This is a genomic window from Solwaraspora sp. WMMD791 (assembly GCF_029581195.1).
Classification (GTDB): Bacteria; Actinomycetota; Actinomycetes; order Mycobacteriales; family Micromonosporaceae; genus Micromonospora_E.
In genome coordinates this window covers 3,702,550-3,716,513 of the sequence record NZ_CP120737.1, presented here as the reverse complement: position 1 = coordinate 3,716,513, position 13,964 = coordinate 3,702,550, and the positions used below count along the sequence as shown (strand labels likewise).

Genomic DNA, 13,964 nt, shown 5'->3' with positions numbered 1-13,964 from the left:
GCTGTCACAGTGGCCCGCCGGCGCGAATGCGCCGGCGGACCACTGTGACAGCCACTGTCAGTCCATTCTGCGGTGCCGGGCGGTGGCGGTGTACTCCTGAGTGGAGGGCAGCCCGGCCGGTCCCGCTGCCGGTCGTCGGGCGTATACGGCGCTGCCGTTGCGGGAGACCTCCTCCATGACGCGCACCATCGTGCCGACCTGTCGGTGGGCACCGTCGGTGTGCCCATGGCGGTAGCCGGCTCGATAGGCGAAGCGCAGGTGCATGCGGCCGGCGGCGTAAGCGCTGGAGCCGACGAGCGCCAGTAGGAAAGCCAGGGTGAACCACGACACGTCTGTTACCTCCTATCGATGTCACAGAACCCGTCCTGAGTGATCACTCGGCATCCTAAATCGGGAATCCCGAATTGGGAAGCGGCTCGCCTGGACCGGCGCGCGGGCAAGGAGCCTCTGAGCATCCGCTCTCGGCCACGACCCGTCACTCGTGGCCGAGAGCGGACCGCAGGTCAGCGACGGAGGTGGGCGGCGGCCTGCTCGGGGCGGATGTCGTTGATGAACACCCCCATCGCCGACTCCGACCCGGCCAGGTACTTCAACTTGTCCGCCGCCCGCCGCACCGTGAACACCTGCAGATGCAGGTAGCCCAGTTCCCGATCCACCCGCACCGGTGCCTGGTGCCAGGCGGCGATGTACCCGGTGCCCTGCGGGGTGTCGAAGAGCCGGTCGAAGCGGCCCAGCACGTCCAGGTACAGCGGGCCGAAGGCATCCCGCTCGGCGTCGTCGAGCGCGGCGAGGTCCGGCACCTGCCGGTGCGGCGCCAGGTGCACCTCGTACGGCCAGCGGGCCGCCGCCGGCACGTACGCGGTCCACAGCTCGTTCGCCGCCACCACCCGCTCGCCGCTGGCCCGTTCGGCGGCCAGCACGTCGGCGTACAGGTTGCGCCCGTCGGTGGCGTCGGCGTGCCGGCGGGCGGCGGCCAGCAGCGCCCGGGTCCGCGGCGTGACGAACGGGTACGCGTAGATCTGCCCGTGCGGGTGATGCAGGGTCACTCCGATCTCCACGCCCCGGTTCTCGAAGCAGAACACCTGCTCCACGCCATCGAGCGTGGACAGCTCGGCGGTGCGGTCGGCGAGCGCGTCGACGACGGTCCGCACCCGCTCCGGTGGCAGGGCGGCGAACGAGGTGTCGTGCCGGTCGGTGAAGCAGACCACCTCGCAGCGGCCGAGACCGGGCCGGGTCGGGGTGAACGGGGTGATGCCGTTCTGGTCGCCGGCCGACGACGGGTCGGCGGAAGTCCCGATCCGGTCGCTCAGTGACGGGAAGCGGTTCTCGAAGACCACCACGTCGTAGTCGTGGGCCGGAATCTCACTGGACCGGCCGGGCCGTGACGGACACAGCGGGCACTGGTCGGTAGGCGGAAGGAACGTGCGGGTCTGTCGGTGCGCCGCGATCGCCACCCACTCGTCGGTGAGCGGGTCGTAGCGCAGCTCGGAGGCGGGCGGCGGTGGGGGCAGCTCCCGCAGGTCGGGGGCGTCGCGGACGGCGTCGTCACGTTCGTCGAAGTAGATCAGTTCCCGCCCGTCGGCGAGTCGTACGGTACTGCGTTTCATCGGGGTTCCTATCGGTGTGGATCGGCGATCAGCAGCTCGACGTCGTGCCCGGCGAGGGCGTCGCGGGCGGCGGCGGTCAGCCCGGCGTCGGAGACCAGCGACTGGGCCTCGGCCAGTGGGGCGATCGAACAGATGCCGACGGTGTCCCACTTGGTGTGGTCGGCGAGCACCACCAGCCGGGCCGCCGCCGAGATCAGCGCCCGGTTGGTCTCGGACTCCAGCAGGTTCGGCGTGGTGTACCCGGTCCGTTCGCTCATCCCGTGCACCCCGAGGAAGAGCAGGTCGACGTGCAGATGACGCAGCGCAGTGACGGCGACCGGTCCGACCAGCGCGTCCGACGGGGTCCGCACTCCGCCGGTGAGGATGACGGTGCGGTCGGTGCGGCCGTCGCGGTAGAACACGTCAGCGGCCGGGATCGAGTTGGTCACCACGGTCAGCCCGGCGACGTCGACCAGTCGGCGGGCCAGTTCGACGGTGGTGGTGCCGGCTGACAACGCCACCGCGCTGCCCGGGGCGACCAGGCCGGCGGCGCGGGCCGCGATCGCCGCTTTCTCCGCCTGCTGACGGGCCGACTTCGCTGCGAAGCCGGGTTCGTCGGCGGCGCCGGGGTCGACCAGCGTCGCCCCGCCGTGCACCTTGGCCAGCAGGCCGCGTTCGGCGAGGATGTCCAGGTCACGGCGGATCGTCATGTCGGAGACGCCGAACTCGGCGGACAGGTCGCTGACCCGTACCCCGCCGGTGGCGCGGACCCGCTCCAGGATCGCCGACTGCCGTTGCGGGGCGAGCATCAGTGGGCACCGGCCTGCTGCCGGCGGTCGCCGACGTCGGGACCGTCGCGGTGGTCGTCGGTGCCCGGCCCGTCGCGGTGGCCGTCGTCGCCGGGACCGTCGATCGCCAGCACCAGCCGTCGCACGATGCCTCCCACGTGCTCGAACCTAATCAAACAGATCCGAACACTATCGCGCAGCGAGGCCCAGCGGAAGAGCCGGTGTCACCTGGTGAGGCACGACGCCGTCCGCCGGCCTGCCTCACCAGGTGGTGGCGTCCGGGTGCGGCGGCATCCGGTGCAGGACGTCGGCGGTGCGCCAGACCGGCGGGCGCCCGAGCCAGCCGGCGAGCCGAGCATCGTGCGGGGCGAAGTGGTCACCCAGCTCCCGCCGGATGCGGCCAGCCAGCGGCTCGACCGGGGCGCCCTCGGTAGCGGCCGGCGGCCCGACGGGGTCCGCCTGCGGTACGCCGAGCAGCGGCAACCCGAGGAACCCCAGCACCTCGGCGTAGACCCGTGCCGGCGCCGCCCACAGTCGCTCCGCCTCCACCACGTGGATCCGGTCCCGGCCGACCTGCCCGGCCAGCCGGTCCAGGTACGCGGCGTACTCGCCACGCTGGCGGTAGGCGTGGTGCTGGTGGGCGAAGCTGCGGTAGCCGGCCTCGACCCCGAGCCGCTCCTCCTGACCCCGCAGCCGCGCCGACTCCAACGCCAGCGCGCGGGCGAACGACGGCTCCGGTTCGTGGCCGGCCGCCCGCTCCAGCCGGAAGTGCGACCAGGCGCGGTCGACCGGGTTGCGGACCAGGACGAGCAGCCGTACCTCGGGCAGGTCCCGGGCGATGCGCACCGCCGCGTACGGGTGGTAGAGGTAGTACGGGCTGGTCTCGAAGGCACCCGTCGGTCCGCCGTGCCGCCGTTGCAGCCGCCGGGCGGTGCGCTGCCGGGGAAAGTGGCCCCGGTACCAGTCGATGCCGCGCTCGTAGGAGACGTCGAAGAAGCTGACCCCGTCCCGGCGGGCCGCCCGTAGCACCAGCGGGTGGGCGGCGAGCAGCCGGTGCAGCCCGGCGGTGCCGCATCGGTGGCCACCGCAGATCAGGAACGTCGGCAACACCCGGCCGGGTGCCGTCCACCGACCGTACGACCAGGGCCGGGCCGGCACGAACCGGGCCAACGGCGCGGGGATCCGGTTGCGTAGCGGCATCGGCGTCTCCCTTCCACGAGGGTGTGGTGCACACCCTCGTGGAGGTCAACGCCGACGCGGGGCGCCGGGGACCGGCCGGGCGGATGACTTCCCGTCATCTGGACAACCGGTCGGTGTCCGGCCGACATGTCCGGCACCGATGCGGCCGGCACCGACGCGGCCCGCAGTGGTCTGGGAGCCCGGCCTGCGGCGCGGGGCGGGGCGGGGCGGCCGTCCGGAGGCGGTGGGTCAGGCCGGCTGCAGCCGGGGCTCCACCCAGCCGGTCTCGGTCAGGTGGTGCAGCACCGCCTGCACCCCCGCCTCGATGGTCATCTTGCTGGTGTCGAGCACCAGATCGGCGTCGGTCGGCTCCTCGTACGGGTCGTCGACGCCGGTCATCCCGGTCAACTGGCCGGCGCGGGCCTTGGCGTACAGGCCTTTGCGGTCCCTGGCCTCGCAGACCTCCAGTGGCGTCGCCACCCAGACCAGCAGGAAGCCGGCACCGGCCTCCGTCGCCATCTGCCGGGCGACCGCGCGGGCCTGCGCGTACGGGGCGATCGGGCAGCAGATCGACACCCCGTGGTGGCGGCCCACCTCGGCGGCGACCCAGGCGATCCGGCGCACGTTACGGTCCCGGTCGGCCTTGGAGAAGGTCAGCCCGGCCGACAGTTCCCGGCGCACCACGTCCCCGTCGAGCAGCGTGACCGTCCGGTCGCCGGACTCGCGCAGCGCGTCGGCGACCCCTCGGGCGATGGTCGACTTGCCGGAGCCGGACAGCCCGGTGAAGAACACCACCAGGCCACGGTGGCGCCGGGGCGGCCGGGCCCGGGCCAACTCCCGCGCCACCGCCGGTGGGGTGTGCCACTCCGGCAGCGGGAAGCCCCGGTCGAGCAGGTCGTCGATCTCCTCCTGGCTCAACGCCAGCCGTCGGTTGCGCGGCGGAATGTCGTCGCGCCAGCGCCACTGCCCGTCCCGGTTGTCGTAGGCCAGCTCCCGGGGCACCAGCACCCGGGGGCCGCCGCCGGAGAGCATCTCGCCGGTGGAGAGCAGGTGGGTGACGCCGTACGCGGCGGCCACCCGGGCCCGCAGCAGCGCGTCACGGATCTCGTCGCCGCGCCGGGTCAACTGCACCGCGACCAGCGTCGCCGGCGGCATCCGGTCCCGGGCGGCGAAGACCGACCGGACCAGCACCTCGGGGGCCAGCCCGCTGACACCGCCGTCGGCGACCGGAATCAGGATCAGCAGATGCGCGGCCAGGGTGCGGGCCGCGTGCGCGATCTGCGCCAACTGGGGGCGATGCAACGGGCGGTCGGCGATCACGCCGAGCACCCGTCCCGGCGGCAGCAGCGCGCGTACCTCCTCGGGGTTGCGGCGCAGCCGCTGGAACGGCCCGTGGACGCCGTCGCCTAGCCGACGGACCCGGCCGCCGACGGCCGAGTAGCCGTCCCGGCTCGGCCACGCGTCGGCGACGTCCAGCGCCGCCACCGGAGCGCCCTCTGGGTCGGCCAGTACCAGCACCCGTCGCAGCGGGTTGGTCAGGTCCAGACCGGCGACCAGGCTGGCCGGCACCTCGAGGGTGACCGGCACCGGCCACACCGTGCCGTCGGCCAGCCGGCCGCGGCTGCGCAGCGCGGTCAGGTCGTCGCGGGTGTGGAAGCCGGTCAACGGGGCGTAGGCACCGGAGAGGATCAGCTCAAGATCGGCCAGCTCGAACGGCCGCGGCGTGTACGCCGGCGCGTCCCGCAGCACGTCGTCAGGCAGCACCCAGCCGTCGGTCATCACACCCCCAATGGATCGGCTCACAGTTTCGCAGCCTGCCGGCCGTGGGTCGAGACTGGCACGGCGAGTTCTCCCGCCATCGCACGATGTCGACGTCCGATCGGGTCGAACCGGAACGCGGTTCAGCGCCGGGCGGTGGCGGTGCCACCCCTGACGGCGCGGCGTCGGGCCACCCCTAATGGCGCGATGTGGGGTGCACCTCAGGGAACATTGAGGGGGAAACCCCATCCCACGAGGTGCCAGGTCTTTCTACGCTGACCGGGTGACTCTCATCGCGACCGATGCGCTGACCAAGACGTACGGCGGGCGGGTGACGGCCCTGGCCGACCTGACCGTCGACGTCCAGCCCGGCATCGTCGGCCTGGTCGGCGCCAACGGCGCCGGCAAGTCGACCCTCATCAAGATCCTCCTCGGCCTGCTCGCGCCGACCAGCGGGCAGGCGCGCGTCCTTGGCCTGAACCCGACCACCGACGCCGAGGCGGTCCGCGCCCGGGTCGGCTACATGCCGGAGAACGACTGCCTGCCACCGGACCTGAGCGCCGCCGAATTCGTCACCCACCTGGGGCGGATCAGCGGGCTGCCGCGTGCCGCCGCGCGGGAACGGGCCTCCGAGGCGCTGCGCCACGTCGGGCTCTACGAGGAGCGGTACCGCCAGATCGGCGGCTACTCCACCGGCATGAAGCAACGGGTCAAGTTGGCCCAGGCGCTGGTGCACGACCCGGACCTGCTGCTGCTGGACGAGCCGACCAACGGCCTCGATCCGGCCGGCCGGGACGCCATGCTGGCCCTGATCCACCGCATCGGGTCCGAGTTCGGCATCTCGGTGCTGGTCTGCTCGCACCTGCTCGGCGAGGTGGAACGGATCTGCGACTCACTGATCGCCATCGACGGCGGTCGGCTGCTGCGCTCGGCGCAGTTGTCCGACATGACCACCACCAGCGACGTGCTCGCCATCGAGGTCAGCGAGGGCACCGACGCGCTCGCCGCCCGGCTGACCGCCGCCGACCTGCCGGTCACCCGGGAAGGGCAGCTGCTGCTGGTGCCGGTGCCCACCGACGGCGGCACCGACGTGTACGACCGGATCCTCACCGCGGTCGTCGACCTCGACCTGCCGCTGCACCGGCTCGACCAGCGCCGGCACCGGGTCGCCGAACTCTTCGCCACCACGGAGGACACCCGTGTCACTGTCTGAGCAGCTCACCGCGACCGGCGGTGCCGCACCGGCACCGGCCGCCGGCGTCATCCACGACATCGGCTACCAGCGCTACACCGGCCAGCGACTCGGCCGCCGCCACGTCTTCGGCGCGCTCTACGCGCACAGCCTGCGGACCGCCTTCGGGCTCGGCCGCAGCGCCAAGGCCAAGATCTTCCCCTGGTTCATCGTCGGCGTGGTGGTGGTCGTCGCCGCCGGGCTGGTGACGGTCCGCGCCCAGTTCGGTCAGGTGCTGCTGACGTACGCGCAGTTCGCCGACGCGATGAGCTGGCTGGTGATCTTCTTCGTCGCGGTCGTCGCCCCCGAACTGGTCTCCCGCGACATCGGCAGCGGCGTCCTGCCGCTGTACTTCTCCCGGCCACTGCGGCTGGTCGACTATCCGCTGGCCAAGTTCGCCGCCCTGGCCAGCGCCGTGTTCCTGCTGCTCGGTGCACCGCAGCTGGTGATGTTCCTCGGCGGCGCGTTCACCACCGACACCGGCTGGTCCGGAGTGTGGGACGAGGTCACCGACCTGGCCCCGGGCCTGGTGTACGCGATGCTGTGGGCCGCCGTGTTCAGCGCCATCGGCCTGGTCGTCGCCTCGGTGACCGGCAAGCGGGCATTCGCCGCCGGTGGAGTGGTCGCCGTGTTCCTGATGACCGCCCCGATCGTCGGGGTGCTGTCGGTGCTGCCGTCGGTCACCGCCAACCAGCTCGCCGGTCTGGCCGCGCCGTCCAGCCTGGTGCAGGGCACCGGACTGTGGCTGTTCCGTGACGCGCTGGTCACCAGTCCGGACGGTGGCGGCAGCATCGGCATCGGCTCCTTCGGCCCGCTGTACGGACTGGTCACCCTCGTCCTGATCGCCGGCTGCTTCGCCGCCCTGATCGCCCGCTACCGGAAGGCGGCCCGCCAATGACCACCTCCACCACCACCGCGCCTGCCACGCCGGCCGGCCCCGCCGCCGGCCCCGGCACCGGCAGCGCCGTCGAACTGGCCGGGGTGTCCCGCTGGTACGGCAACGTCGTCGCGGTCAACGACATCACGATGAGCCTCGGTGCCGGCGTCACCGGCCTGCTCGGCCCCAACGGCGCCGGCAAGACCACCCTGCTGCACATGATGGCCGGCTTCCTCGCCCCGTCGCGGGGCAGCGTCACCGTCGACGGCGAACCGACCTGGCGCAACCCGGGCGTCTACCGCAAACTTGGGCTGGTCAGCGAACGGGAGGCGGTGCACGGCTTCCTCACCGCGTACGAGTTCGTGCTGGCCAGCGCCCGACTGCACGGCCTGCCGGACCCGGCGGCCGCCGCCCGGCGGGCCATCGAGCTGGTCGAGATGACCCCGGCGCAGGACCGGCGGATCGGCACCTACTCCAAGGGGATGCGTCAGCGCACCCGGGTCGCCGCCGCCCTGGTGCACGATCCGGCCGTGCTGCTGCTCGACGAACCGTTCAACGGCATGGACCCGCGCCAGCGGATGCACATGATGACGCTGCTGCACTCGCTCGGCGACGCCGGCCGCACCATCCTGTTCAGCTCGCACATCCTGGAGGAGGTCGAGCAGGTCTCGGGCACCGTCCAGGTGATGGTCGCCGGCCGGCTGGCCGCCTCCGGCGACTTCCGCAGCATCCGGCGGCTGATGACCAACCGGCCGCACGTGTTCGCCGTCCAGTCCAGCGACGACCGGGCGTTGGCGGTGGCACTGCTGCGACACGAGTCGGTCGCCGGCGTCGACCTGATCAAGGGCGGTGGACTCACCGTACGGGCCGGGGACTACGGCAGCTTCACCCGCGCCCTGCCCCGGATCGCGCTGACCGAAGGCATCCGGGTGCATCGCCTGCTGCCCTCGGACGAATCCCTGGAGAGCGTCTTCTCCTACCTCGTGGAGGCCTGACCGCCGTGAACTCGACCATCATGTGGATCACCGCGCGGGGGTTGTTCGGCCGCCGTCGGTTCCTGCTCCTGCTGCCGCTGCCGCTGCTCGTGATCGCACTCGCGGTGCTGTGCCGGGCTCTCGGCGTCGCCCCGAGCAACTGGGCCCAGCCGGTGCTGATCGGCCTCGGCCTGGCGGTGGTGCTGCCGGTGGTGGCGCTGATCGTCGGCACCGGCGTCCTCGGCTCGGAGATCGACGACGGCACCATCGTGCACGTGCTGAGCAAGCCGCTGCCCCGCTGGCAGATCGTGCTGCCGAAGCTCGCCGTCGCGGTCGGCGTGACCGCGCTGACCGTCGCGGTGCCGCTGTACGTCGCCGGAGTGCTCGCCGACTCGGTGCGCCTCGGCCTGGCCCTGGCCGCCGCGAGTGCCGCCGGCGCGCTGGCGTACTCGGCACTGTTCGTCGCGCTGAGCCTGATCACCCGCCGCCCGGTGCTGCTCGGCCTGGTCTACGTCCTGATCTGGGAGGGCCTGCTCGGCAACGTCGTCTCCGGCACCCAGGTGCTCTCCGTCCAGCAGTACGTGGTCACCTTCGCCGACCGGATGGCCGCCACGGCGCTGTTCGACGGGCAGGTCTCGATCACCGTATCGGTGATCATGACCGCGGTGATCGCGGTGCTGTTCACCCTGCTCGCCATCGACCGGCTCCGCTCGTTCAGCGTGGCCGGCGAAACCAGCTGAACCGGCCGTACCGAGCGGCTGCGCATCGGGGGGTGCCCGCGCCGGCCGACCAGTCTCCCCACTGGTCGGCCGGCCCGGCCGCGTCATCGGTGGCTGTGCGCTGAGGTCAGCCGGTGTTGCGCATCCCGGCGGCGATGCCGTTGACCGTGGTCAGCAGGGCCCGCTCCAACGCGGTGTTGTCACTCGGTGCCCGGCGCGCCCCCGGCGCGGTCGCCACCGTCCGGGTCGCCGCCCCCGATTCGCGGTACTGCCGCAGCAGCGCCACCTGCAGGTGGTGCAGCGGCTCCAGGTAGGTGTCCCGCACCGCGAGCGTGCGCTGCAGCACGTTGTTGTTCTGCAGCAGACTCGACGACCCGGTGATCGCCAGCACCTCGCGTACCGTCCGCTCGTACTCGTCGGAGATCTTGTCGAAGATCGGCTGCAGCGGACCCGGCACCAGCGTCTCCACGTAGCGCCGCGCGATGCTCAGATCGGTCTTGGTCAGCATCATCTCGACGTTCGACAGGAACGTGCGGAAGAAGTGCCACTGGTCGTACATCTCGCTGAGCACGTTCGACAGGCCCGCCTCGCGGGCGGCGGCCAACCCGGACCCGACGCCGAACCAGCCGGGCACGATCTGGCGCGACTGGGTCCAACCGAACACCCACGGGATCGCCCGCAGCCCACCCAGGCCGGCACCGGTGTTCGGCCGCTTCGCCGGCCGGGAACCGATGTTGAGCGCCCCCAGCAGCTCCGTCGGGGTCGCCGCCCAGAAGTACGCCGGCAGGTCCGGGTCCTCGACCAGCGAGCGGTAGCAACGGAACGCCGAGTCGGAGACGACGTCCATCGCCGAGTCCCAGTTCTCCAGCAGCTCCAGTGGCTGACGCGGCGCGGTGTGCAGCAGCGTGGCCTGCAGCACGGCCGCCACCGTCAGCTCCAGGTTCTCCCGGGCCAGGGCGGGGATCGTGTACTTGTCGGAGATCACCTCGCCCTGCTCGGTCACCTTGATCGCGCCGTCGAGGGTGCCGTACGGCTGGGCCAGGATCGCCTCGTGCGTCGGCCCTCCGCCGCGACCGACCGTGCCGCCACGACCGTGGAACAACCGCAGCCGTACGCCGTGGCGCGCCGCGACGTCCCGCAATGCCCGCTGCGCCTTGTGGATCTTCCACTGGCTGGTGGTGATGCCGGCCTCCTTGTTGGAGTCGGAGTAGCCCAGCATCACCTCCTGCACCTCGCCACGTGCCCGCACGATCGCCCGGTACGCCGGCAGCGACAGCAGCTCGTCGAGCAGCTCACCGCCGGCGTCCAGCTCCGCCGGGGTCTCCAGCAGCGGTACGAAGCCGACCCGGGCCTGCCCGGTGTGCACGTCGACCAGCCCGGCCTCACGTGCCAGCACCGCGGCCGCCAGCACGTCGTCGCAGCCCAGCGTCATCGAGATGATGTACGACTCGACGACCTCCGGACCGAACCGCTGCTGTGCCTCGCGGATCGTGCCGAACACGGTGAACGTCTTGCGCGCCGACTCGGTCAGCGGAGTGTCGATACTGGACAGCGGGCGGCGCCCGGTCAGCTCGTCGGCCAGCAGCTTCGTCCGTTCGGGGCGCGACAGCGAGTTGTAGTCAGGCACTTCCCCGACCCGCGCGTACATCTGCGCCAGCACCGCGTGGTGCGCCTCGGCGTGCTCCCGTACGTCCAGCGTCGCCAGGTGCAGGCCGAACGCGGCCACCGTACGGATCGCCGACGCCAGCTTGCCGACCGCCGTCAGCTGCCCGGCGTTGCGGGCCAGCGACGCCCGCATCAGCTCCAGATCGGCCAGCAGCTCGTCGGAGCCCCGGTAGTCGCGCCCCGGCACGTGCGCGGTGCCCTGGTTGAGCCGCAGCCGGGTGTTCGCCAGCTTCGCCTTCACGCAGCGCGCCTTCAGCCGGTACGGCTCCTCCGCGTTCGTCCGCCGGAACCGGGGCGCCACCTCCGGCAACGCGTCCAGGTCCTTCGCCAGACTGGCGGAAAGATCCAACGACACCCCGCGCAGCCGCCGGGACACCGACACCTCGCTGATCAGCGCGTCCATCGCCGCGTCGGTGGCCTGAATCCCGTGCTCGTGCTGGATCATCAGCACGTCGCGGGTCACCGCCGGCGTCACGTACGGGTTACCGTCCCGGTCCCCGCCGATCCAGCTGCCGAACGTCAACGGCCGCGACGTCGGGGACGTCTCGACGCCCAGCCGGCGCAGCGTGTCAGCGAGGTCGTCGAGTACCTGCGGGGCGGCGTCGGCGTACAGGTCGCGCAGGTAGTAGACCGCGTTGCGGGCCTCGTCGGTCGGATCCGGGCGGTCCAGCCGCAACTCGTCGGTCTGCCAGAGCAGGTCCAGCAGCTCCGCCAGCCGACGGCTGCTCGCCGAGGTGTGTTCGCTGGCGCCGTAGAGCACCGCCTCGGTCATCTCCACGTCGAGCTCGTCGGCGACCGCGCGCAGCTTCGACAGGATCGACCGACGGGCCGCCTCGGTCGGGTGCGCGGTGAACACCGGGCGGACCGCCAGCCGGCGGGCGGCGGCGGCGATCTCGTCCGCCGACACCCCCCGCTCGGAGATCAACGTCGCCGCCTTGTCCAGCCAGCCGCCCTCGGTGGCCCGCCGGCGGCGCAGATCCCGGGCCCGGTGCACCTGCTCGGTGATGTTCGCCAGGTGGAAGTAGGTGGAGAACGCGCGGGCCAGTTTCGTGCCGGTCGTCACGTCCATCGCGCCGAGCCGGGCGGCGGCGGCCTCGGCGTCACTGCGTACCTGGGCGCGGATCTCCTCGACCAGGTCGAGCAGCGGCTGGCCCTCCTGCCGGGCCAGGGTCTGGCCGAGCAGCGTGCCGAGCCGGCGGATGTCCGCCCGCAGCGCCGCGTCCGGTCCGTCCTGATCCTGACTGGTGCCGGAGGCGTCGAGCGTCGCGTCGAGCCGGGTGGCGTCGAGCGTCGCGGCGTCGGTCTGCGGGGCGTCGGGCATCGGGTTTGCGGACAGCTCGGTCACTGGTCGCTCCTCACGCGAGTACGAGGGACGGCGCTGTCCGACATCTTTGGATGCTATCGGCGATCCCCCCGGGCGCGGGGAAACTGGTGAGTCTTGTCTCAGCGATCGGCGTACCGTACCGGAATGTCCCCTTCTGCGCCTCCGCAAGGGTCCTGCCGACGCTCAGTGTTGAAGGTGCGGCCGGGGACCGGGTGGCCGTTCTGTCGCCCTCCGCCGGACTTGCGGCCGTCTACCCCCACGTGTACGAACTGGGGCTGCGCCGGCTGCGCGACCAGCTCGGCCTCGTGCCCGTGGGGTACCCCACCACCAGGGCTGCGCATGCCTCCCTCGTCGATCGCGCCGTCGGCGGTGACGACCAGCTGACGGTCATCCGCCATCTCGACGACGAGGTGCTGCGGGCGAACCCGAGGCCGTTCCTCGGCTACTCCGACAACACCAACCTGCTGCACCACCTCCACGGCCTCTACCACCCGCGCGCTCAGGGGACGGTCGCCTTCCACGGCGGCTCGGTGCTGGTGCACCTGGGCCGGCCGGGCGCGATGCACCCGTTGACCCTGGCCTCCCTACGTGCCGCCCTCTTCGACCCGCCGCGCCCGCTTGTGTTGCGTGCCTTCACCGAGTACGGCCGTGCTGGTGGTGGGGCTGGCGCTGGCGTGGTGGTGGAGTTGGCCTTGGCGCTGGTCGTGATGGCACCGGTGGTGGTGTTGAGGCTGGAGTTGGCGCTGCGCCGGTGATCGTGTTCGGTCTTGACGTCGGGCACACCGATCCGCAGCTGATCGTCCCGATCGGCGGACTCGCCCGGATCGACGTCGCCGCCCGCCGCACCCACGTGTGTACTACTGACCCCTCCGTCGCGGCGAGGGAACCTCCATTGTCGTTAAACCTGCCGGATGACGACAATGACGGTTCCCTCGATCCGTTCAACCGCCTTGTTGGATGATGGCATGTCGAACCAGATCGGTGAGTTGCCCGCTTTGTCGGAGTACGTCGTTCGCAGTGAAGCGCAGCGTCAGCCAGCCGGCGGCCCGCAGCGCGTTGTACCGGCTGATGTCACGGCGGAACGTGGCACGCTCCCGGTGATGGTCACCTTCGTACTCGATCGCGATCCGCCACTGCGGGTAGGCAAGATCGACCCGGGCGATGAACCGTCCCGTCGGCAGGCGTACCTCGTACTGCGCGGTCGGGCGGGGCAGTCCGGCGTCGTGCAGCAGCAGCCGCAGCTGGGACTCCATCGGTGACTCGGTCCGTGGCTCGGCAAGCCCGACGAGCTCGCGCAGTTGAGCAATGCCGCGTCCGCGAGGGTGGGCGTTCAGGTAACAGGTGAGGGTGTCGACCTTGAACAGGCGGCGGTGCAGCATGGCGTCGAGCGCGGCGAGCGCGTCGGCGCGGGGGAGAAGTCGGCCCAGGTCGAACGCGGTACGCACCTCGGTGGTCAGCGGTACGCCGCCGAACAAGATGGTGATGTCGGTCGGGTCGAGGGTGCGACGGGAGATCGCCAGCCGAGGATGCGTGCCCAGCCGGGCCGAGCGGGGCAGGGTGACGTGCACCGGGCCGCCGCCTCGGGGGAGCAGGTCGACACCCCACAGCAGTGCGGCGCTCAGTCCGCTGACCGCTCCACCGACCGGCAACTTCACTGACACCGCCTCGCACCACATCCGGTGGTCGTCGGCGTCGAACGCAGCCGCCCGCAGGTAGACGTCGGGGAGTAACCGTCGCCAGGTGGGTCCGCGCAACATGCCCCAGGTGACCAGGCCGGTCGCGACTGCCTCGCTCCCGGAGAACGGGGCCGACCTCAGCTCACGCGGAATCTTGGCGGCGCGGGACATCGGCAGAGCCTGCCCG

At 71.9% G+C, this 13,964-nt stretch carries 14 protein-coding genes; 6 read left to right on the top strand and 8 right to left on the bottom strand.

What is annotated here, in order from left to right; translation table 11 throughout:
• Nucleotides 1-57: 57 nt before the first annotated feature.
• The 6 genes from O7623_RS16430 to cysC all read right to left on the bottom strand — a co-directional run bounded on the left by O7623_RS16430 (nt 58) and on the right by cysC (nt 5,332).
• Complete coding sequence (locus tag O7623_RS16430; RefSeq protein ID WP_282223925.1) at nt 58-330, bottom strand: hypothetical protein; 273 nt, start codon at nt 328-330, stop codon at nt 58-60.
• Nucleotides 331-503: 173 nt separating this feature from the next.
• Nucleotides 504-1,607: a galactose-1-phosphate uridylyltransferase gene (galT, locus tag O7623_RS16425; RefSeq protein WP_282223924.1), complete on the bottom strand. Its 1,104-nt coding sequence runs from the start codon at nt 1,605-1,607 to the stop codon at nt 504-506.
• Between the two features lie 8 nt (nt 1,608-1,615).
• Complete coding sequence (locus O7623_RS16420) at nt 1,616-2,395, bottom strand: DeoR/GlpR family DNA-binding transcription regulator (RefSeq protein ID WP_282223923.1); 780 nt, start codon at nt 2,393-2,395, stop codon at nt 1,616-1,618.
• Nucleotides 2,395-2,532 carry a hypothetical protein gene (locus tag O7623_RS16415; RefSeq protein WP_282223922.1) on the bottom strand — a complete coding sequence of 46 codons (138 nt, stop codon included), beginning with the start codon at nt 2,530-2,532 and terminating at the stop codon, nt 2,395-2,397. Before O7623_RS16415 ends, O7623_RS16420 begins: the two co-directional genes overlap by 1 nt.
• A 103-nt stretch (nt 2,533-2,635) precedes the next feature.
• Nucleotides 2,636-3,574, bottom strand: coding sequence for a sulfotransferase domain-containing protein (locus O7623_RS16410; protein WP_282223921.1), 939 nt, complete (start codon nt 3,572-3,574; stop codon nt 2,636-2,638).
• A gap of 228 nt (nt 3,575-3,802) precedes the next feature.
• Nucleotides 3,803-5,332: an adenylyl-sulfate kinase gene (gene cysC, locus O7623_RS16405; protein WP_282229436.1), complete on the bottom strand. Its 1,530-nt coding sequence runs from the start codon at nt 5,330-5,332 to the stop codon at nt 3,803-3,805.
• Between the two features lie 262 nt (nt 5,333-5,594).
• On the opposite strand from cysC, the gene O7623_RS16400 reads away from it, so the two are divergent.
• Genes O7623_RS16400 through O7623_RS16385 form a run of 4 tightly spaced genes read left to right on the top strand, consistent with a single transcriptional unit; the run spans nt 5,595 to nt 9,133 of the window.
• Nucleotides 5,595-6,524 carry an ABC transporter ATP-binding protein gene (locus tag O7623_RS16400; protein ID WP_282223920.1) on the top strand — a complete coding sequence of 310 codons (930 nt, stop codon included), beginning with the start codon at nt 5,595-5,597 and terminating at the stop codon, nt 6,522-6,524.
• Entirely contained in the window at nt 6,517-7,440 is a 924-nt protein-coding gene (locus O7623_RS16395) for an ABC transporter permease (protein WP_282229435.1), read from the top strand. The genes O7623_RS16400 and O7623_RS16395 overlap by 8 nt, the downstream gene beginning before the upstream one ends.
• Complete coding sequence (locus tag O7623_RS16390; protein ID WP_282223919.1) at nt 7,437-8,414, top strand: ABC transporter ATP-binding protein; 978 nt, start codon at nt 7,437-7,439, stop codon at nt 8,412-8,414. The genes O7623_RS16395 and O7623_RS16390 overlap by 4 nt, the downstream gene beginning before the upstream one ends.
• Nucleotides 8,415-8,434: 20 nt before the next feature.
• On the top strand, nt 8,435-9,133 hold the full coding sequence (locus tag O7623_RS16385) for an ABC transporter permease subunit (protein ID WP_282229434.1): 699 nt from the start codon (nt 8,435-8,437) through the stop codon (nt 9,131-9,133).
• Nucleotides 9,134-9,239: 106 nt separating this feature from the next.
• Here the strand turns inward: O7623_RS16385 and ppc are convergent, their stop codons facing one another.
• Nucleotides 9,240-12,122, bottom strand: a complete 2,883-nt coding sequence (gene ppc, locus O7623_RS16380; RefSeq protein ID WP_282223918.1) for a phosphoenolpyruvate carboxylase — start codon at nt 12,120-12,122, stop codon at nt 9,240-9,242.
• A 191-nt stretch (nt 12,123-12,313) separates the two neighbouring features.
• Here ppc and O7623_RS16375 point away from each other — a divergent pair, with 191 nt between their 5' ends.
• Together O7623_RS16375 and O7623_RS16370 are read left to right on the top strand one after the other, a co-directional pair.
• Nucleotides 12,314-12,856, top strand: a complete 543-nt coding sequence (locus O7623_RS16375; protein ID WP_282223917.1) for an LD-carboxypeptidase — start codon at nt 12,314-12,316, stop codon at nt 12,854-12,856.
• The gene (locus O7623_RS16370; protein WP_282223916.1) at nt 12,853-13,062 is read left to right on the top strand and encodes a hypothetical protein; all 210 of its coding nucleotides are present in this window, start codon (nt 12,853-12,855) and stop codon (nt 13,060-13,062) included. The genes O7623_RS16375 and O7623_RS16370 overlap by 4 nt, the downstream gene beginning before the upstream one ends.
• On the opposite strand, the gene O7623_RS16365 is transcribed toward O7623_RS16370, so the two are convergent.
• Nucleotides 13,043-13,948, bottom strand: a complete 906-nt coding sequence (locus O7623_RS16365; RefSeq protein WP_282223915.1) for a DUF559 domain-containing protein — start codon at nt 13,946-13,948, stop codon at nt 13,043-13,045. The two genes, O7623_RS16370 and O7623_RS16365, sit on opposite strands and share 20 nt — an antisense overlap.
• Nucleotides 13,949-13,964 lie beyond the last annotated feature (16 nt).